Source organism: Flavobacterium sp. Root186 (assembly GCF_001428525.1).
Classification (GTDB): domain Bacteria; phylum Bacteroidota; class Bacteroidia; order Flavobacteriales; family Flavobacteriaceae; genus Flavobacterium.
In genome coordinates, this window is sequence record NZ_LMHW01000001.1 from 66,118 (window position 1) to 86,379 (window position 20,262).

The window sequence follows — 20,262 nt, forward strand, 5'->3', positions numbered from 1 at the left end:
ATCTTAGAATTAATTGGTTTAATGAGCAGTAAAGTCAAAAAAATCAACCAGATTTAAGCTTGCATCAACATTTTGAAATTTCCCGTTTCCATCTTTTCTTTCATCCAAAACTATTAATCCTGATTTGTTTGGCAGCATCAGCATAACCGTAATAACTTGTCTACCGTTTATGTATGATTCGGTTGTATTATGTTTAACCAGTTCCATTCTAATAATTGGAGGAAGACTTGAAGGAAATTCTATAAAATCGCTGAAGCTGTCTTTTCCAATGTTTTTGACTACTCCTACTACTTCTCCGTTTACTTTACGCATGATTCCATCTATTTTTCCGGTATAACCGCTCACAGAATATTTATTAAGGGTTGGGAAAATAAATTTGAAACCGGCATTACCTGTCTGTGTTATTTTTCCGGGTTTCGTCGCCAGAACATTATTTATCCATAAATCTTCTTTGGTATAAAAAGAGATGGTATCAATGGGTTTTGCGGTTGTTAGTTGATAAGAATAAAGAAGCTGCTTGCTTACTTTATTGGTAATTTCAACCAATTTCGTTTTATTTGAATAAAATACAAATTCGTAATTTTTAGTAACTTTTTTTATGTAGGCATTTGTCTTTCCTTCTACAAGGATTTTTCCATCTACCGCTATCTGTATAGAATCTTTTTGTGCATTATAACCCTGTATTACAACTTTTCCGGGCTGCTGCTCTTCATAATAAGGAACCATATCTTCATTGATGCAGGCCTGGCAAAGGAGAAGTACAATTGAAAATAAAAGTATTGGAACAATTTTAGTTTTCATATTTTATATTTTGTCTTTATAATTATTTCTGAAAATAATTATCAGTTTACTTTTTAATAAATTTTATTTTTTTGGAAGTTGTATTATTTGATAGTACCAGAAAATAAATTCCCTGCGGAAGATTCGCTACCGAAATATTTTCTTTTAAATCTGCATTACTTTTAACCAGCAATCCAGCTGAGCTGTAAATTTTTGCTGCAAAATCATCGTTTAAAAACTGTTCGCTTATTTCTAATTCTAAATTTTCGACAACAGGATTTTGTTTAAGGCGAATTGTATTATTTTTATCAAAATCGTCAACACCTAATAGTGCTTCGGCAGTGATCCATACTTTATCAACTTCATATCCAACAAAATTGCTGTTTTCATTTAATAAGGAAATGTAAACGTTTTGATTGCCCACAAACTGCGAAATATCTACAACATAATCTTTAAATTCCGGATCTAATTGTGATATTCTTTCCATATAAATAGTTCCTAAAGGTGTTGCTGAAGCTGGATCTGGAGATGTTCCTCCATAAATTAAAATATTTTTGCTTCCGCCGAAAATAGCCATCTGTGCTGTAAAATTCAATTCAATTTTCCCGCTGTAATATGACAAGTCAATTGCTGGCAGCATCGCCCAGTTTTGTTCTATTATTTCAAGCGGAGCACCTGAATTTAAATCAATATTATAAGTACCTAATACATTAAAATTACCATCTTTAATCCCTCCTGTACTTTCATCAAACTGGATGTTTTTTCGGGCACTCCAGTTACTGCTGTTGCCATCTTTATCTAATAAAGTCCAGTCTGAAACGTCACCATCCTCAAAATCATCTTCCCAAATTGTAAACTGGGCAGATGATACAGTTGTAATCATTAGTAATAAAAATAATAGTATAATTTTTTTCATATTTTATTTGTAAAAAGCATGGGCAGAAATGCTGCCCATGCTGAATTAAATATTGCTTAACCTAACTAATTAAAAACTTGCAAACTTAGTCCAAGTAGCTGTCCAAAGTGCTTCAGTTTTGAATGCACCTGTAGCACCAGAAAGGTCAAATGCACTATCATTAAAGAATGGCTGGGTTAAAGACCATTTGTGTCCTGGAACTACACTAGATGTAGCATTTCCAAAACCTAAAGCAACTGTTGTTGGCAATACGGGATTAACATATCCGTGGATAGATATTGCAGACCAAGTAGAACCAGTTGATACTGAAGGAGCTTCCCAGTTGATACCTCTGTTATATCCTGTTACAGTAGCATCAGTAAGGCTGATTTGCCCTAATCTACGTACGTGGATACCATTTTCGTATGAGTTAGCAGCTGTTGCAGAACTAACACCAATGATAGATAATTGAGAAATAACAGGACGTGTAATAAGTGTAGTAGAAGTACCTCCGGCATTGTTATCTAATTCGATACCATTAGAATCCGGAACCAAGTTTGGTGCAGTACCACTTGTACTATGAGTAGAATTAATATCAGCAAGTGCAATTGCTTTTGTGATTGATCCTGTGTATCCTAAATCGAAGTCAAAGTTGTCATCATCTGGAGCAAAAGAAACTAAATGAGTAGCATTAACTCTACCTCCAAAAAATTCAAATGAATCGTCTCTACCGTAAGAAACCTGAATGTGGTTAACTGTAGTAAGAGCACCAACTCCACCAAAAGTTAAACCGTTGATTTCAACACCAGTTGCTGCATCTAAAATTCTACCCGCAAATTCGATACGAACATAAGAAATTGTTCCTGCATTGTGAGAAGCGTTAGCTCCACCATAATAAAAATCAGAAACATTTGGCTGATCGCCTAATCCTTCGATAATATTAGTAGTTGACCCGTTATTTACCTGATCATCACCTAAAATTACAACACCTGCAAAATCTCCAGGAGTTGCTTTTGTTGAAGCGTTACCATCTAATAAATTGTAACTTGTAAAAATAATTGGAGCATTTACAGTTCCTTGTGCATTAATTTTACCAGTTTTAGTAATTACAAGAACTCCAGTAGCAACACCTGCAGCAAGAGGTTTTGCTTTAATGTAAGTACCAGCCTGGATTGTTAATGTAGCTCCGGATTTTACACGAACTACTCCGTTAATTTCCCAAACTTTGTCACTTGTCCAAGTTGTGTTAGTTGTAATATCTCCGCTTACAGTTTGTACTGTTGCAGGATATCCTGTGTAGTCAGCCCCAGCAGCTTTCATAGAAAAAGAAGAATCAGCAGAAGAATCATCATTTTGGCAAGAACTCACAAGTAGAGCTACAATTGCGAACATAAAAAATTTTTTCATAATAATTTAATTATTGCTATATTTGCCGCTATTAAACTAGGCCTTTGGAGAGAGCAGCAAAATTTCTTTCCTCAGGTCTTTCTCGTTTTTGGTAAATTTGTTTTTTCAAACGCATCCGTTTTACCGTCCGGGGGAGCTTACCTAACTTCCATCTTTCACTATTAGGATTTTTTTCATTTCAATGAAAGGATCAACTTCGGTTCCCTTTAAAATTTAAATACACAAAAAGATAAATGTCTTTGGATATGATAAACCTTATGCCTTTGTCTTCTTTATTGTTTTTGGCTTAAATTGAAGATTCCGTATATCTGCAGGTTTCATTCTTTTATCTATTAAATTTTTCGAAGAACATTTTAAATACTCTCAGCAAAAAGAGTTTTTATTTTTTACCCAACTTGTTTATTTATTAGTATTAGCTTTTAGAAAAGCAGAATATCATGGGTGTTTTTTATTGTTAACTTTTTCTTAATATTCAGCAGGAAAATACTTATGATTATGAATTTAGTATTAACAATAGCTAATCTTAAAAATCATAGTTTAAGGAAAGACTAATTGTTCTTCCTGCAAATGATTTGAAAACTACCTGATCGATATCCGGGTCATATTTATTGGTAGCATTGGCACCGAGACTGTATCTTGATCTTGGGTTGGATCCTGAAGGAACATCTTCTATTTTACTGTAACTATTGCTATTATTATAGGTTTGTACGCCTGCATCAAACATATTTTTGATACTGAACTTGAACTGCAGATCTTTCTTTTTGAAAAATTTATAACTCAACTGTGCATCTGTTTGTGCATAAGGCATACGAATTTCTTCTGCAGAATAATCGAATCCAACTAAAATATATTGATCTCCAACCGCATTATGTCTAAGGCTGAATCCAAAACGGTCGCCTACATAATCCATTCCTAAGTTATAAGTATATGGCGACTGCCCGTAAAGCGGTCTGTTAGCTTCATATAGTCCTCCGGTACCATCCAGATTAACGTATGAAGTAACTTTGGTATCATTTACAGAAGCATTTCCGTAAACAAACAAATGTTTTAAAAGATCGCCTTCTCCTAAAAAGGAAAGACTTTTATAGAATTCTACTTCAACTCCCCAAAGTTTGGCCTTGTTTGAATTAATATTATAGATATCCCTAACGCCAGATGGATTCAAATAACCTACGGCTTCAATTGGGTTATCTATATCTTTATGATATAGACCAAAGGACAAAATCTCGCCTCCAGAAGGAAACCATTCTAACTTTAAATCATAATTATTAGCAACGCTAGAAACTATTCCGTCTGTATAATTGTAAATTTTAGCAGCTCGAAGCGGGTCATAATATGGAATACCTAAACGTTCAGCAAATTGCGGACGTAAAACTGATTTATTGTAACCCAATCTTACATTCATTTTATTAGTTGGGCTGATAATTAAACTAGCAGATGGCAGAAATTGCCATACTTTATCATCACCCTGCACTTCAGAAAACCCATTTGGATTTTCAGACTGGCTTTCTATTTGTGTGTATAAATAACTTTCTGCCCTTACTCCCCAAACGAATCTTACGTATTGACCAATTTTATCATCAAGCATCAAATAAGGAGAATGTACTTTAACATCTCCAACATATCTATTACCATAAATACCGTATTTTTGCCATCCAAAACCTCCATAATAGTAATTTGATCCATCCAAAAATTCTGGTAAAGGTTCGTAAATTGTTGCTTCATCATCTGCCTGACCAACTGTAATCAATTTTGCAGATTCCTGCTGATTGGTTGCTTTTTTATAAGTGCCAAAATATCCTGCTTTGATATCATTTGTAAAAGAATCGCTAAAGTTGAAAGTATATTTAAAATTGACTGCCCAATTGTAATCTACTTCATCGTTTGTAAAATAGCTTCGGCTAAATGGAAATCTCTGTTCATCGTTATCGACACTATAATTTGTTATAATATCATCACCTACTTTTCCTTTTCCTATAGCTACAAATGTGGCATCCTTGGTATCTTTTGTAACATTTCCGTATGCTCCATACCAATTAACTTCAAGCTTGTCGAATTTGTGATTTCCTTCAATTTTATTCTGAATAAAAGTTGTATAAACAGGATAATTAGATTCAAATGAAGTTGGCAAAATATTTCCACTTACTATGTCTGCAATAGAATAAGCACCATCTGACCACCCACTAATTTGTGTTAATTGATTATTGTAGATGTGCATAACAGTATTACGCATTGTGATTTTATGGTTGTCAAGCTGAATTGCAGCGTTAAACATACCGCCTAATGTTGAATTAAAATTGTAGTTGTTTCCTGAGTTTCTAAAGCCGTATCTTGTAAAAATTGAATAGGCTCTATCTTTGTTCTCTTCTTGAAATAAAGAATTCTTTTGAAAACTACCTCTTTGAGTGTGTTCAATTTCTAAGGTTTCCTGCGTGTTTTTAAAAATAAGAGAACCTACAAACCCCCATTTGTTATTGTCTTTTAATTTATAAACACGCCCTAAACCAAACTGAAGCGTAGTTCCCGGTGCTCCATATGTTTTATAAGTAGTAAAATTATCTTGCGTAAATAGTTTAGAATATGCAATAAACGGTCCAGATGCTGCCTCTGTTGTTGGCGGATCTATTGTTGTGTGATTAGTAGGATAATCACGTCTTCCGTCGTCAAATCCCCAATAATCGTAATCGCCTTCTTGTCTTGTTAATCTTTCTTTAAAGGTGCTTTTACTATTATAAGAATTACTGATAGAAAAATTGGTGAAATTTTCTTTTGGGATATCTTTTGTTTTTACTTCTACATATCCTCCGGCAAAATTAGCGTACATATCCGGTGTGGCAGATTTACTTACAACGATACTTTCTACCATTGCTGTTGGAATAATATCAAAAGAAAAGTTTTGCTGATAAGCGTCTGTACTTGGTAAAGCGATTCCATCCATAACGGCCTGGTTCCATCTTTCTCCCATCGAACGTACTACAACATATTTATCATTTACAGTTGTAACTCCCGTAATACGTTTCAATGAAGCTGCTACATCTCTGTCTGGAGTTCTTGCGATTTGTTCTGCCGAAATACCATCAGAAAACTGGGCAGCTTTTTTTTGTTGTATTAACATTCCTTCCACCGAAGCTGTGGCTTGTTTGTAGTTTTGCACAATGATTACTTCATTAAGCGATTGTGCATCTTCCTGCAAAGAAACTACCAGTGGTGTTTCTTCTCCTTCCTGTACATTTACATGAGTAATTTTTTGGGTTTGAAAAGAAATTACGCTTATCTCGATGGTATATTCTCCGGCTTCAAGCTCTAAAATATAATTACCATCAATATCTGACTGTGCGCCGAAACCTGTTTCAACAACTTTAATATTGGCGCCTGGCAGCGAAAGCCCGTTGTTGTCAACTACCTTTCCTACAATTTTCCCTCTCCTTTTTTTTTTAACTGCGTCGTTTCTTTTAACCGCAATATTATTGTCCGTTCTTCTAAAATCTAAATTGGTTAAGCTTTGTAAATCATTCAGTACTTCATCAATTGTTACATTATCTTTTTTTAAGGTAACAAGCGGAAAACTCAGGTCAAGGTCTTTTTGATAAACAAATTGATAAGGTGTTTGTGATTTTAAATTATCAATGATTTTTTGAGGCGAAGAGTTTTTAAAATCAACCGATACGGTTCCTGTTTGCGAATAAATTGTGTTTGTTCCGAGAAAAAATCCCAAAAACAAAATCCAGATGGCAGTAAAATAATGCCTGGAAAAATCATTGTTCATAGTTGAAATTGTTAGTTTGTGTAATTAATTTTAATGAGATATTTTGCGTTAATTATTTTATATTTTCAAAATAATCGCTGTAATACAGTAAATTATTAGTTATTATTTACCGATTATATAAGTGCTGTTTCCTGCTGGGCTGATATGTATTTCTAAAGCAAAAGCAATAGTTTGCAGTGTTTCATAAAACCCCTGACGAGTGTCCAGAGTTCCCTGTATTTTTAGATTTTTTAAATCATCATCCAGATAATTCACCGTAAACTTATGATCGCGTTTTAGTGTTGTAATAACCTCATCAAGGGTTAAACCGTCAACATACAGTAAAACTTTTTTCCACTCTGGTTCAAAACTGGATGTTTTTTCTTTATTAACTGTAGCAGTTTTTTCGGCATATATCGCTCTATAACCTCTTTCCAGGAAAACCGTATTTTGTGCGCTTTCTACTTTTACTTTTCCTGTTCTTACGCTTACCTGCGCATCAGTATCATTATAGGCTTTAACATTGAATGAAGTTCCTAAAACAGTTGTTTTTACTGCACCAGAAGTAATAATAAACGGACGTGTAACATCTCGCTTTACTTCAAAAAAAGCTTCTCCTCTTAAAGTTATATTTCGTTCTTTTTTTGAAAATTTTGCAGGAAAATCAATTTCTGTATTTTGATTCAGCCAAACTCTTGTACCATCTGGCAGAGTTATAAGACGTATATCATCTTTAAAAGTTATGGTTGAAGTAATTTTAGGCTTAGATAAATCTAATCGATTTAAAGAATGATAACTTCCAATAGAAAGAACAATTACGGCACACGCTACAGCAGCCCAATTGTAAAGATTTCTATATTTATGAATTGTTGCCTTTCGAATGTTATCCCACATTCGGGCTTCCGTATCATTTGGAAGAATACCTCTATTAGGTATAGCATTCCATTCTTCTTTTAATTTTTTATTTCTCATTTAGATTTATTTAGAATCGAAAAATCATGCGCGAATCTCCCCGATTCAACTACATTAGATTTTCAATCTTTTAAATATCACGGGGTATTGCTACTATTAACGTTTTCTTAATCTGCGAGAAGATTTGGCAGCATAAAAAAAGAGCCGAAGACTCGACCCATTTTGTAAAGCTGGATTTTAATCCAGTAATTAAGAAATAAACTCAGATTGACTGATGAAGAAAAGGGTAAACCAATAAAGCTCATGGTTTTTTACCGAGTTTTTCTTTAAAAATTGTAATGTCTTTGATATTTGGTTTGCTACAGCACTTGGAGACATATTCATTTCAACCGCGATTTCTTTATAACTACGGTCTTCGAATTTATGAAGGCTGAAAATTTTTCTCCTTTTTTCAGGGATTTTATTAAGCAGATATTCTATTTTTTCCAATTGAGAACTAATATCATCATCAGGTTCAGCTGCACTGTCGAGTTCCTTAATCAGCTGATCGTCTTCTACAGAAAAAATCCGGTTTTGCTTTTTATACCATTTTGAGATTTCCTGCTTTGAACTTTTAAACAGAATGGCTTCAAGCGTAACATTGGGGTCTAATTTTGCACGGTATTTCCAAAGATGGATAAATACATTTTGCGTCACATCTTCTGAATCTGCCAGCTGCGCTGTATATTTTTTTACAAAACAAAAAACTTTAAAATGATACAATTCATATATTTCCTTAAAACAAGAATCATCTCCCGCACGCAACCTTAATATCAAATTAGAACTCATAATGCAATTTTAATTGTTAAAGAAGACCCTTACAAAAGTATAATAAACATTTATTGTTATTTTTTACAATTTGGTCATTTAATAATTTGTTAATATTGAAATCTATTTCCTGAATTTAAAGGGTTTTACAAAAGGTTTTCGCATTTCTAAAAATCGTTACATTAGCAAATCATTAAAAGATTTGTAATTTTGAGACTCAAATCATTAAGTAATTCTTCATAATGAAAATTCATATTTTTGGTGCATCCGGAAGCGGCGTAACGACAACTGGTGAAGCGCTGTCTAAAAAATTAGATATACCTTATTTTGACAGTGATACCTATTTTTGGGAAGCAACAGAAACTCCTTTTACAACAAGAAGAAATCCTGACGAGAGAAATTCTACAATACAATCAGAGCTGGAAAATCAAGAAAACTGGATTCTTGGAGGCTCAATATTTGAGTGGGGCGAAAAAGTTTTTCCTGATTTTGATTTAGTGGTATTTTTATATATTCCTCCCAAAATTAGAATGGAACGACTTAAGAAAAGAGAATTTGAAAGATACGGAAACGTAATTTATACAGAACCGGAAAGAATAAAACAATTTGAAGATTTTATAACCTGGGCTTCTGATTATGATGATAGTAAAGGCATTGCAAGCAGAAACCTGAAAGCTCATGAAAATTGGTTAAAAATTATTCAATCACCAATTTTAAGAATATCAGGAGACTTAACAGTAAGCCAAAGAATAGAACTTATATTGGAAAAAATAAATTTATAAATAAAAAGAGCTGTCTCAAAAGTCGAGACAGCTCTTTTACTATAATTATTTTGTTTGTTATTAGTAACTTAATTGTTTACTTTTTGATATCCGACTTATCATTCCATAGGAATGTTTCGTAGGTAGAAAAAAAATAAAGATCAGCCGCATTTGATTTGCGTTCCGTAGGAACGTTTGATAGGTCAGATTATTAAAAACAATGTCTAAATCAAACGTTCCTACGGAACGTAATCCATTATAATAATATAATTTTCTACCAATGAAATGTTCCTACGGAACAAGGAAATATATAAAATAAAAAGAGGCTGTCTCGACTTTTGAGACAGCCTCTTTTTATTTTGTAGAACATTACTTTTTAGAAAGTGCTTCTACTATCTCAGCATAAATTTCAGTATTTTGATAAACACCTGCAAAATTCTGGGCTCCCGCTCCATAAGCAAAAACCGGAACCGAAACTGCAGTATGATCATTAGTACTAAAACTTCCGTGAACGTATCCTTTTTCAATACTTCCGTCGATTAATGAAAGTCCGCCTGTTTCGTGATCTGCCGTAACAACTAAAAGAGTTTCAGGATTATTATCAACAAATTCCATTGCCTGTCCTACTAATTTATCAAAATCCAGCATTTCGCGAACCACATATTCAACATTATTACTATGTCCGCCATAATCAATCTGCGCTCCTTCGGCCATGATAAAAAACGGATTTTTTGATTTTGAAAAAGTATTGGTTGCTTTTGCTAAAGATTTAGTTAAAAAATCACCTCTTCCATTTTTCATAGAAACTACCGAAGCATCATCTACAATAACAAATCTGGTGTTTGTAATAGTGTCTAAAGCGCTGAATTTATCTGAAAAAGTATATCCTTTCTCCATTAATGCTTTAGATAAATCTTTCCCGTCTTTTCTGGTTTTAAATTCTTTTGTTCCGCCTCCAATTAAAATATCTGACGGATTACTCAGGAAATCATTTGCTATAGGTTCGTTGTAACTTCTTTCCGGCTGGTGTGCATAAAAAGCTGCCGGAGTTGCATCTGTAATATTTCCTGCTGAAATAATAGCTGTTTTATAACCTTTTTTAGCCAATTGCTGCGTAATTAATTCTAAAGGTTTTCCGCTTTCATCAACGCTTATAAACCTGTTGTTTGTTTTATGTCCCGTTGCCATTGCTGTTGCTCCGGCTGCAGAATCTGTAATATAACTATCAGAAGCTTTTGTTATCGAAAGTCCTTGTGTTGGAATATTAAAAAGACTTAACTGCCCTTTATTGGCCGTGTAACCCGCATAAATCTGCGTTAATCCCATTCCGTCACCAATTAAAAGAATAACATTTTTAGGTTTCTTTTTGGCGAAAGCAGAAACATTTTTAGGAACGTAAGCCTGATGAAATTCTGTATTTTGATAAAATGTTGATTTAATATTATTGATGAAATGTGTCAGCTCTGAAACATTATCAGTACCAATAAAATCGAGTTTTAAATTCATCAAAGTCATCCACGTATTTACGTTGTCTGCCGTACCCCAAAATCTTATTTTTTTATTTTGATTGTGGACCTTTTTAATCACTGCCTGAATTTTTTCTAAATCGGCCTGTGTTAAAACACCTTTGCCGTTCCAAGTCGTAAGTTCTTTTATATCTTCACTGATCATTTCAACACGAGCTAATTGTTCAGGAGAATATTCTTCATTAAGTCTTCCGTCAAAATAAATAAATTCAGGATAAGCCGCCCATTGTGCCGGGCTTGGTCTGTTTCCTGAAATAACAACCTTAATGTTTTTATTTACAATAATATCAGAAAATGTTTTTAACTGCTGCGCAATAACTTTCAGTGTAGCATCGGCATCAGACTTAATGTCAATCATTAAAATCAAAGGTTTATTGCTTGGATATGCTTTACTTCCTAAACTTTTTAATTTTAAAGAAAGCGGCTCCAAATACATACTTTTTAATGTATTGTTTGGCGCAATATCTTTGAAATTATGCGCTACAAACAATTCATTATTTACTACAAAAACATCGGCTTCAATAACGCCGGTTTCGTTAGAGTATGCCCCGTAAAACGGAAGCGCACTTGCATAATCGTTATGCGAATGAATGTTAGAAGAACTGTATTCCTGCGCTTGTACAAACAGGAAGAATTGAAGGCAGAAAAGGGTGAATATTTTTTTCATTGAAAATAGGTTTTATTAAAGCTGTTTATTTTTTGCCACAGATTAAAGGATTAGAATGATTCTTGAATTACTTTGTGTAAAGGTTTTTTGCCACGAATTACACGAATTTCCACAAATTTTATACGCAAGAATCAAAAAAATAATTCGTGAAAATTCGTGTAATTCGCGGCAAAAGAAAAAATCCTTTTAATCCTTTAATCTGTGGCAAAAAAAACAATAATAACCAGCCCTTTAAATAAAGACTGGTTTTATAATATATAATGCTGTCCATTATTTTTTTACCGCCTGCAGACTCCACAACAAGCCTGCAGCGTAAAAAAAAATAAACAAACAAACTAATTAAATTTTGAGTTATGAATTTTGAGTTATGAGTTATGGATAAAGCATTCATAATTCATAACTTAAAATTCATAATTAAATACTACCATCCTTGATTTTGAAACAAAGCTCCTTTGCTCACTGCGATTTCATCTGGTGGTATTGGCCACACGTGGTGAATAGCCGGATTGAAATTACGAGCCGGATAAATTACGGTTCCGTTATAATGGTGAAGCGGTTTTGCATAAGTATCTTTTGCATCTCCCCAACGCACTAAATCAAAATGACGGTCTGTCCACTCACCTGCTAATTCGCAGCGTCTTTCTCTTTTTAAATCAGTCAATGTTGCTCCGGCAAGATCATCAAGACCTGCACGGTGGCGAATCAAATTGATTTCAGTATCTGCGTTTTGACCTTTCATTAGTTTTGCTTCTGCCAGCATTAAAAGTACATCTGCATAACGCAAAAGCGGAACATTTAAAGCTGTTGAAGGTTTATCTCCGTTTGCATTTACGTAACGAATATCTACAGCTCCAGAATTAGTTTTTGGATAACTAAACGGCTCCATGTATTTTTTAAACTGATAACCTGTTCTGTTACTTGAACTTACAATATAATTTCCTTCGTTAAAGGTTACTTCTTGTCCAAAATAAACGAATTTATCTCCTTTTTGAAGTATAGTAGCGCTTCTTCTTTTATCTGTTGGATCATAGGTATCAAACAATTCTTTTGTTGGATAAAAATTTCCCCAGCCATTGTAAGCTCCCCATCCTTTATCTTCTAAACAAACTCCAGGAAAAATGGAACCCAGACCTGTATTTTCTGCACTAGAAGTTACAGACCAGATATATTCTGTAGACCAGTTATTTTTAATTTTAAAAACATCTTCAAAATTGTCAAGCAGTTTATGTTTTCCGCTTGCTACAATCATGTTGGCATATTTTATAGCATTGTCCCAATCTTTAGCATACAAATACGTACGGACTAAATAAGCCCAGGCAGCCGTTTTGTGCGCGCGACCGTAATTGTCTGGTGTAAGCTCATTAAAATAAGGTAATAAATCAGCCGCTTTTTTTAGATCAGCCGCGATGTAAGCGTAGTTTTCTCCAACGTTTTTAGCACGTGGAACGTAAACGTTTGTAAAGTTTTCTCTATCCTGAATAGGAATTCCGGCGCGATCGTCTCCATAATGATATGCTAATTCTAAATGCATAACAGCATGATTAAAATAAGCTTCGCCCAGCATTCCGTTTTTTGTTTTTTCATCCAAAGGAATATTCGGGATATTGCGGATTACGTCGTTGCAGCGTTTCATAATTTCATAGTGAATTCTCCAGATATCTTTTGTATCCGATTCTGCTCCGTCAACAATAAAATTTTTGATACGTTCTGCATTTTGTCTTGGTTTTGTTCCGATATCGTCACTGGCGTTGTTTAACCAAAAGAAACCACGACCGTACATATTATCATCAGAATACAACGCATAAATAGCATTTACTCCTGCTTGTGCATCTGCCGGAGTTTTCCAGAAATTTCCGCTTGACGGCGCTCCCTGCGGAATAACATCCAGTTCACTTTCGCAAGCCGAGGTGCTTACCAATAGCACAAAACTCAATAATAAAAGACTTAATTTTTTCATTTTGTTTATTTTATATTTTTTTAAAAAGTAGCGTTTACACCGGTCATATAAATTCGGGAAAGCGGATATTTACCCACATCCATTCCGAAGTTTCTAAGACCAACTTCCGGATCCATTCCTGAATAATTGGTAATCGTAAACAAGTTTTGTCCAGAAATAAAGAATCTTAGTTTTGCTTTTCCGTTTAACCAGTTTTCTTTAACCGTATATCCAATAGACACGTTTTTCAATCTTAAGAAAGAAGCATCTTCGATATAAAAATCAGAGATTCGTCCAAAGTTGTTATTGTTGTCTGTTGACGAAAGAACCGGAATATTAGTATCTGTATTCGTTGGTGACCAGGCATTTTTAGACTCCGCCAATAAGTTGTAACCCGGGAAAGAACCATTTAAACCTGTATGTTTTACAGCATTGAAAACACTGTTTCCTGCAGCTCCGTTAAAAAAGATATTCATATCGAAACCTTTGTATTTGAAGTTAGCATTTAAACTGTAAGTTGTTTTAGGAAACGGACTTCCCAATACTACTCTATCGCTGTTGTTAATTACACCGTCTCCGTTTTCATCTTTAAATTTAATATCTCCGGCAACGGCATTTGGCTGATACGCTACTCCATTAGCATTTACATAAGCTTTTGCCTCTGCAGTGCTTTGGAACAATCCATCTGTTGCATATCCGTAAAAGGCACCAACCGGACTTCCAACCTGGTAAATATTAGCTAATGGTAAACTACGAACGCGGCTTAAGTTTAAAGGCTCAAGTGAAGTCAAATCATCTTTAATAGAAACAATTTTATTGGTTAAAAATGCAGCGTTTGCCGTTACATCAAATTTAAATTCTCCACGTGTTTTTTGATACGTTAAACTTGCTTCAAGACCTCTGTTTTCAACATCTCCAGAATTCACAATTCTGCCAAGAGGCGTTCCCGAAACTCCAGGAAGCTGGTCCCGCACTAACATGTCTTTGTTTGTTTTTACATAAGCATCTACAGATCCTACAATTGTATTATTGAACATTGTAAAATCTAAACCAATATTAGTCTGCTCAGAACTTTCCCATTTTAAATTAGGATTTGATAATTCACTTTCGGCATAACCATAATTAATAGTTGGTGTAGCTCCAATCAAAGCTGATGTCTGTGTAAGAGGCACACTAAACTGATAAGGTCCAAGGTTTCCTAAGTTTCCTATTTGTCCCCAGCTTGCACGAAGTTTTAAATTGCTTACAATTGGGTTAATACTTTTCATGAAACTTTCTTCAGAAATTAACCATCCTGCCGAAACTGAAGGATAAACTTTCCAACGGTTTTGCTGTAAAAGTTTTGAGGTTCCGTCGCGGCGCACAATTCCTGAGAATAAATATTTTTGATTGAAATCGTAGTTTAACCTTCCAACATAAGAAGAAATAATTTCATCTGATAAACCTGCTCCAGTCTGCTGAATTACTTTAGCATTCAGCAAATAACGCTGAGACGGATCTTCGTTATCAAAACCCGTTCCTTCAACGGTGTAATAATCTCTTTTCGTTTCCTGATAGGTATATCCTGCTAAAGCTTTGAAATTGTGTTTTCCTAATGATTTTTCATAAGAAATAGTCTGCTCGCTCAATAAATCAGTAATTGTCATTGACTTTTTCGTCAACCTGTTAAAGTCGAATATTTTTCCCGGTTCTGTAATTTTAACCGTAAAATCTGTTGCGTTATCTTGAATTCTCGTATAACCCCAGTTTGATTTTACTTTTAATCCTTCGATAATTTCCCATTCTGCATAAGGATTAATCAAAACCGTAGAAATTGGATTTCTGTTGTCTAATCTTTTTAAATATGCAACCGGATTGATAACGTCTCCGTAAGAACCAATGTATTTTTCAGGAACTCCTCCAAATTGTCCCGAACCATCTTCTCTGTAAATTGTTGCATTTGGCGGATAAAAAATGGCCCCTAAAATAGCTCCTGTATAAGCACTTGAAGTATTAGCAGACTGACCATCTGTTAAGGAATACGATAAATTTTCTCCAATTGTAAAATTAGGAGCCAGTTTAAAAGAGGTATTTGCTCTTACCGTATAACGGTTTCCAAAAGTATTTAGCAAAATACCTTCGTTTCTTCTATAACTTCCTGAAAGAAAGAAATTTGATTTTTCTGTTTTTCCATTTATCGAAATTGATAAATCCTGAATTTCTCCGGTGCGGAAAATTTCATCCATCCAGTTTGTTTTTGTCGCTCTGGCTGTTGGTTCAAAAGCAGGATCAAAAGCAGGAATTCTTGGTAAACCTGCATTATCTCTTGCTGTATTCATTGCATCAGCATATTCTGCAGCGTTTAAAACATCTAGTTTTTTGGCAACATTTTGAAAACCTCCCTGATAATTAACATTTACATTAATTTTATCTGAAATTCCTTTTTTTGATGTAATTAAAATTACTCCGCCAGAAGCTCTCGCTCCGTAAATTGCCGCCGAAGCTGCATCTTTTAAAACACTGATAGAAGCAATATCATTTGGGTTAATAGTATTTAACGAACCGCTGTAGATAATTCCGTCCAAAACAATTAACGGAGTTTCTGCATTTAAAGATCCAATACCACGAATATTGATTGTGGGCGACGCCGTTGGGTCTCCACCGTCATTAATAACGGTAACACCCGCTACAGTTCCCTGTAATAATTCACCAGCATTATTATAAGTTCTGCTTGATGTTTCTTTCATAGAAACAGAACCTACAGATCCTAAAACTTCATTCTTTTTTACGCTGCCGTAACCCATAACTACAACTTCCTGAAGCTGTTTCATATCGGCTGCTAATTTTACAGTGATATTTTCTGATTTTGTTACTTTTATTTCTTGTGTTACGTAACCTACGTATGAGAAAATAAGCACTGCTTCGGATGCATTGATTTCCAATTTAAAAGTTCCGTCAAAATCTGTTGCTGTTGCTGCATTAGAACCTTTATCTTTAATTCCCACACCTGGCAATGGCATATTATCATCTCCGCCAAAAACAGTTCCCGAAACAATAATTTTATTCTGATCTTCAGTTAGACCGGCTACTTTCTGCGTTTTTTTTATAACGATATTGTTACTTACGATTTCATATCGAAGCGAAAAATTACTGCATATTTTATCTAATGCCTGCTCCAGTTTAACATTCGTAAGTTTTAAACTGATTTTCTGGTTGGTATTAACTTGATTTGATTCGTACATAAAATGCACATTAGCCTGATTTTCAATTTTTTGAAAAACATTCTTTAAACTTTCATTTTCAACTTTTAAGGTTACTTTTTTATCAAAATCAATGTTCCCGGCGTTTATTAATCCGGTAAAAAACAAAGCAATAAATAGGATTACTTTTGCCAACATAGCTTTTTTAATGCTTTGAAACTTTACGACGTACCGCTTTTGTTTTTCATTCATAGTTTTAAATTTTAGATTTTAGAGTTCCGATTTTAGATTTTTATTTTGGCTTTTAATTTTAGATTTTAGTACTTAATTTTTAACTCATAATTCATAATTCATAACTCACAACTCATAATTCTTACTGTATTTTATAAACTCCGTCCTCAACTTTATACTCGGCGTTTACAATATTGCATACTAAGGCCACAATCTGATCTACAGAAAGTTCTTTGAAATAGGCGTTTATTTTAAGTGCGTTTAGATTCTTGTTTTTAATTTCGATGGCAACATTGTAGTTTCTGTTTATGGTTGCAATGACTTCAGGCATCGGCGTATCTTCAAAAACAATTATATTTTTACGCCATAACGAAATGGTATTTACCGGAACATCTTTAAAGGCTTGCAGTTTGTTGTTTTTTGATTTAAAAACCACTTTCTGACCCGGAGTTACATATACATTTTCTTCTGTAACGGTCGATTTTACGTTTACTTTTCCGGTTAGAACCGAAACTTCCTGTGTTGTTTGGTCCGGATAAGCCTGAACATTAAAGCTGGTTCCCAATACTTTGGTATCCATTTTATCGGTGTGAATTATAAAAGGATGTTTTTTGTCTTTGGCTACATCAAAAAAGGCTTCTCCAGTAAGATAAACTTCGCGTGTATCGCCTTTAAATTCTTTAGGATATTTTAAACGGCTTCCGGCATTCAGCCATATTTTTGTTCCGTCACTTAAGGTTAGTTTAGCGTGTTCGCCCAACTTTGCCGCATATTCTTTAGTTTCAACAGCATGTATTGATTTTTGGTAAAAGAAAAAGGAAAGCCCAAATAAGACTAATAATGAAGCCGCAGCTGTCCAATATTTAGTTTGAAGAAAAATAACCTGGTTTGATTTTTTTATTTGTCTTAATTCTTTTTTTAGTTTGGAACGATCTGATTTTATGGTCTCCATATTCTCAAAAGCTTCATCAGTACGATCGTACCATTTATTCCACATTTCTTGTCCTTTTGGAGAATAATTTCCCCCTAAAAAATGTTTTATTTCTTGTTTTAATTTATCAGGCATTATAATTTCTTTATGTCTTTAATAGTATGTCTTGGGAATTGAAAATTCAGGTAGGTTGAAAAGGTTACGCTTTTGTTAAGAAAAAAGCCGGATTATCTTTTTCGGAAATTTTAAAATCAATTAAACTCTCCTAAATAAGTCCGCATAAATTTTAAGGCGTATGTAATATGATATTTTACCGTATCGATCGAAACGTTAAGTTCTTCAGCGATTTCTTTATTAGAATAATGTTTGATCCTGCTGAGAATAAAAACCTCTTTTGATTTTTTAGGAAGTAACGAAGCTGCTTTGTCAACCGCTATTTGTAATTCATCATAAAAAATAGAATCTTCGGTTGCATTATGACTGTTATAAGAAACGGTGTTTCGATCTAAAACTTCCTGAATATATTGATCTGTTACCGAGTGGGATTTGATATAATCTAAAGTTGTGTAACGAACTGAAGTATAAATATATGCTGCAAAACTTTTTTGAATTACGATTGTTTTGCGCCGTTCCCAGATTGTGGTAAAAACTTCCTGAACAATTTCTTCAGAAATGGGAACCGATTTCATCCTTATATAAACGAAGCGCACCAGCAAATCACGGTATCTAAAATAAAGTTCATCAAAAGCTTTATCTTTTCCTTGTTTTAATAATTCAACAAGTTCTTCATCAGAATAACCTTTATACATAATACTTCACTTTATTATTATCGTCCAGAAAAATAATGTTTACGAAAACATTTATTTTGTGAAGTATGTTTACTTTGAAAAATGACATATACTACAATAGTTTGTTTAAATAATATGTCTTCAAAATTAAAAATGAGGGTAGGTTGGTTAGGTTACGTTTACATTAATAAAACAGCAGGATTATGAAACATTGTATTAACATTTCGTGTTGTTTGTTACCAATAGATTTAAAAAACAAGTTGAATAAAAAATTAGGATTGCTCTGCTAAAAGAGAGTTTAAATAGTTCTTGCTTTTAAACAAGTTAACAGATTGAAAATGTGAATTATATAACTTTTGAAATTTAAACTATAAGATAATTAAGATTATCCTTTCTAAATTTACATTCCCATAATAAGTTCTGTAAAAAGGAAGTTTAAACGGCAATTATTAACTCTCTAAATATTGATACCATGAATTTTGCAGTAAATGAAAATGACGAAACTACATTTAGAAAACAAGAATCTTTTTGTCTATATGATTCCATTACAATATGCGGCGATCAGGAAATAAGCCGATATTTTAGAGGACCTAGTAATAATGTTTCCTGGGATGATGAAGAGGACAGTCTTGAAGAAGAAGACAATTATTACGAAGAGGAAGAGGAAAACCTAGAGAGCTATGATCGACCCTTATAAGTCTCTCTCTAATAATAAATAATCATTTAAAGCTATCTGAAACCAGATAGCTTTTTTTGTTTTTGGTTTAATAATTAGTTTATTTAAAAACAGTAACAGCGTCGGCAAGATTTTGGCTTGAAATAAAATCAGCGATAAAATCTTTAACTTCATTTCTACTTTCTGCCGAAGTGGCAAAAGAATTAATATGATAATTTTCGTCCTGATCTAATATATGTATTATTTCAGTGTAGCCCTTGGAGATTAAACTGCCTTTTAACTTAATTACATTAAACTGTTCACGTCCGTCTAATTCTTTGCGTACTTGTAGTTTTATAGCTCGTTCCATATATTAATATTTAAATTAATTCCTTAACTATTCCTTTATCAAATATAAACATTCGAATATTTAAGTATATTAAAATCAAGGCAGTAGTTATTAACTGTTTATCAGCATATTATCAACAATTCAGAATTATACTATTAAATTTTAAACATAAAAACCTTCGAAAGCAATGTTTCCGAAGGTTTTAAAAATCAAATTTATTAAAATAAAAAAATGTCCTTAACTATGCCGGAATTAAATTGGTAGAGATTCCAATTCTGTTCCATACATTAATAGTAATGACAGATAAAATTACCTGAGCAAGATATTTTTCGTCAAGAACTTTTGCTGCCTGCTCATAGGTTTCATCTTTTACATGATTGCTGATTAATGTAATTTCTTCAGTTAACGCTAATATAGCACGCTCATCTTCTGTAAAAAAATGTGTATCTCGCCAGGCATTTAGAGCATATATACGCTGTTCTGTTTCACCTGCCCTGCGCGCTTCTTTAGTGTGCATGTCTATGCAAAAGGCACATCCGTTTAATTGTGAAGCTCTAATTTTTATCAAATCTTTATGCGTTCTTGTTAATGGCGTGCTTTCAATAAACTTTTCAAGTCCGAGTACTGCTTTATAACCGTCTGGTTCTGCCTGATCTATACGAATTCTTGTTTTCATTTTTATAAAATTATTTG

15 protein-coding genes are annotated in these 20,262 nt (G+C 33.6%); 2 read left to right on the forward strand and 13 right to left on the reverse strand.

Annotated features, from left to right (window positions below; genetic code table 11):
* Nucleotides 1-18: 18 nt before the first annotated feature.
* The 6 genes from ASD98_RS00230 to ASD98_RS00255 form a co-directional block, all read right to left on the reverse strand.
* A complete protein-coding gene (locus tag ASD98_RS00230; protein WP_056198434.1) occupies nucleotides 19-801 on the reverse strand; it encodes a hypothetical protein in 783 nt (260 codons plus the stop codon).
* A gap of 46 nt (nucleotides 802-847) precedes the next feature.
* The gene (locus ASD98_RS00235) at nucleotides 848-1,696 is read right to left on the reverse strand and encodes a T9SS type A sorting domain-containing protein (RefSeq protein ID WP_056198437.1); all 849 of its coding nucleotides are present in this window, start codon (nucleotides 1,694-1,696) and stop codon (nucleotides 848-850) included.
* Nucleotides 1,697-1,765: 69 nt separating this feature from the next.
* Nucleotides 1,766-3,082, reverse strand: coding sequence for a hypothetical protein (locus ASD98_RS00240; RefSeq protein WP_056198441.1), 1,317 nt, complete (start codon nucleotides 3,080-3,082; stop codon nucleotides 1,766-1,768).
* A 523-nt stretch (nucleotides 3,083-3,605) separates the two neighbouring features.
* On the reverse strand, nucleotides 3,606-6,848 hold the full coding sequence (locus ASD98_RS00245; protein ID WP_056198446.1) for a TonB-dependent receptor: 3,243 nt from the start codon (nucleotides 6,846-6,848) through the stop codon (nucleotides 3,606-3,608).
* Nucleotides 6,849-6,950: 102 nt separating this feature from the next.
* On the reverse strand, nucleotides 6,951-7,799 hold the full coding sequence (locus ASD98_RS00250; protein ID WP_056198449.1) for a FecR family protein: 849 nt from the start codon (nucleotides 7,797-7,799) through the stop codon (nucleotides 6,951-6,953).
* 189 nt (nucleotides 7,800-7,988) lie between these two features.
* Nucleotides 7,989-8,567 carry an RNA polymerase sigma factor gene (locus ASD98_RS00255; protein ID WP_056198453.1) on the reverse strand — a complete coding sequence of 193 codons (579 nt, stop codon included), beginning with the start codon at nucleotides 8,565-8,567 and terminating at the stop codon, nucleotides 7,989-7,991.
* Between the two features lie 221 nt (nucleotides 8,568-8,788).
* Here ASD98_RS00255 and ASD98_RS00260 point away from each other — a divergent pair, with 221 nt between their 5' ends.
* Complete coding sequence (locus ASD98_RS00260) at nucleotides 8,789-9,328, forward strand: AAA family ATPase (RefSeq protein WP_056198456.1); 540 nt, start codon at nucleotides 8,789-8,791, stop codon at nucleotides 9,326-9,328.
* A 348-nt stretch (nucleotides 9,329-9,676) separates the two neighbouring features.
* Here ASD98_RS00260 and ASD98_RS00265 read toward each other — a convergent pair whose 3' ends face one another.
* The 5 genes from ASD98_RS00265 to ASD98_RS00290 form a co-directional block, all read right to left on the reverse strand.
* Nucleotides 9,677-11,500 (reverse strand): alkaline phosphatase, encoded by a 1,824-nt coding sequence (locus ASD98_RS00265; RefSeq protein WP_056198458.1) that lies wholly within the window; start codon nucleotides 11,498-11,500, stop codon nucleotides 9,677-9,679.
* Between the two features lie 421 nt (nucleotides 11,501-11,921).
* Complete coding sequence (locus ASD98_RS00275) at nucleotides 11,922-13,457, reverse strand: RagB/SusD family nutrient uptake outer membrane protein (RefSeq protein WP_056198464.1); 1,536 nt, start codon at nucleotides 13,455-13,457, stop codon at nucleotides 11,922-11,924.
* Between the two features lie 20 nt (nucleotides 13,458-13,477).
* A complete protein-coding gene (locus tag ASD98_RS00280) occupies nucleotides 13,478-16,867 on the reverse strand; it encodes a SusC/RagA family TonB-linked outer membrane protein (RefSeq protein ID WP_056198467.1) in 3,390 nt (1,129 codons plus the stop codon).
* Between the two features lie 121 nt (nucleotides 16,868-16,988).
* Nucleotides 16,989-17,912 carry a FecR family protein gene (locus tag ASD98_RS00285; RefSeq protein ID WP_056198470.1) on the reverse strand — a complete coding sequence of 308 codons (924 nt, stop codon included), beginning with the start codon at nucleotides 17,910-17,912 and terminating at the stop codon, nucleotides 16,989-16,991.
* A 116-nt stretch (nucleotides 17,913-18,028) separates the two neighbouring features.
* Nucleotides 18,029-18,586 carry an RNA polymerase sigma-70 factor gene (locus ASD98_RS00290; RefSeq protein ID WP_056198473.1) on the reverse strand — a complete coding sequence of 186 codons (558 nt, stop codon included), beginning with the start codon at nucleotides 18,584-18,586 and terminating at the stop codon, nucleotides 18,029-18,031.
* 451 nt (nucleotides 18,587-19,037) lie between these two features.
* On the opposite strand from ASD98_RS00290, the gene ASD98_RS00295 reads away from it, so the two are divergent.
* Nucleotides 19,038-19,262, forward strand: a complete 225-nt coding sequence (locus ASD98_RS00295) for a hypothetical protein (protein WP_056198475.1) — start codon at nucleotides 19,038-19,040, stop codon at nucleotides 19,260-19,262.
* A gap of 79 nt (nucleotides 19,263-19,341) precedes the next feature.
* Here ASD98_RS00295 and ASD98_RS00300 read toward each other — a convergent pair whose 3' ends face one another.
* Both ASD98_RS00300 and ASD98_RS00305 read right to left on the reverse strand, forming a co-directional pair.
* Nucleotides 19,342-19,590: a hypothetical protein gene (locus ASD98_RS00300; protein WP_056198477.1), complete on the reverse strand. Its 249-nt coding sequence runs from the start codon at nucleotides 19,588-19,590 to the stop codon at nucleotides 19,342-19,344.
* A 220-nt stretch (nucleotides 19,591-19,810) separates the two neighbouring features.
* Complete coding sequence (locus ASD98_RS00305; RefSeq protein ID WP_056198480.1) at nucleotides 19,811-20,245, reverse strand: carboxymuconolactone decarboxylase family protein; 435 nt, start codon at nucleotides 20,243-20,245, stop codon at nucleotides 19,811-19,813.
* Nucleotides 20,246-20,262 lie beyond the last annotated feature (17 nt).

Bases quoted from the DNA above. Each gene is read 5' to 3' on its own strand.
- ASD98_RS00230 (WP_056198434.1), bottom strand. From the start codon at position 801: ATGAAAACTAAAATTGTTCCAATACTTTTATTTTCAATTGTACTTCTC.
- ASD98_RS00300 (WP_056198477.1), bottom strand. From the start codon at position 19,590: ATGGAACGAGCTATAAAACTACAAGTACGCAAAGAATTAGACGGACGT.
- ASD98_RS00290 (WP_056198473.1), bottom strand. From the start codon at position 18,586: ATGTATAAAGGTTATTCTGATGAAGAACTTGTTGAATTATTAAAACAA.
- ASD98_RS00250 (WP_056198449.1), bottom strand. From the start codon at position 7,799: ATGAGAAATAAAAAATTAAAAGAAGAATGGAATGCTATACCTAATAGA.
- ASD98_RS00255 (WP_056198453.1), bottom strand. From the start codon at position 8,567: ATGAGTTCTAATTTGATATTAAGGTTGCGTGCGGGAGATGATTCTTGT.
- ASD98_RS00240 (WP_056198441.1), bottom strand. From the start codon at position 3,082: ATGAAAAAATTTTTTATGTTCGCAATTGTAGCTCTACTTGTGAGTTCT.
- ASD98_RS00265 (WP_056198458.1), bottom strand. From the start codon at position 11,500: ATGAAAAAAATATTCACCCTTTTCTGCCTTCAATTCTTCCTGTTTGTA.
- ASD98_RS00260 (WP_056198456.1), top strand. From the start codon at position 8,789: ATGAAAATTCATATTTTTGGTGCATCCGGAAGCGGCGTAACGACAACT.
- ASD98_RS00235 (WP_056198437.1), bottom strand. From the start codon at position 1,696: ATGAAAAAAATTATACTATTATTTTTATTACTAATGATTACAACTGTA.
- ASD98_RS00305 (WP_056198480.1), bottom strand. From the start codon at position 20,245: ATGAAAACAAGAATTCGTATAGATCAGGCAGAACCAGACGGTTATAAA.
- ASD98_RS00280 (WP_056198467.1), bottom strand. From the start codon at position 16,867: ATGAATGAAAAACAAAAGCGGTACGTCGTAAAGTTTCAAAGCATTAAA.
- ASD98_RS00275 (WP_056198464.1), bottom strand. From the start codon at position 13,457: ATGAAAAAATTAAGTCTTTTATTATTGAGTTTTGTGCTATTGGTAAGC.
- ASD98_RS00285 (WP_056198470.1), bottom strand. From the start codon at position 17,912: ATGCCTGATAAATTAAAACAAGAAATAAAACATTTTTTAGGGGGAAAT.
- ASD98_RS00295 (WP_056198475.1), top strand. From the start codon at position 19,038: ATGAATTTTGCAGTAAATGAAAATGACGAAACTACATTTAGAAAACAA.
- ASD98_RS00245 (WP_056198446.1), bottom strand. From the start codon at position 6,848: ATGAACAATGATTTTTCCAGGCATTATTTTACTGCCATCTGGATTTTG.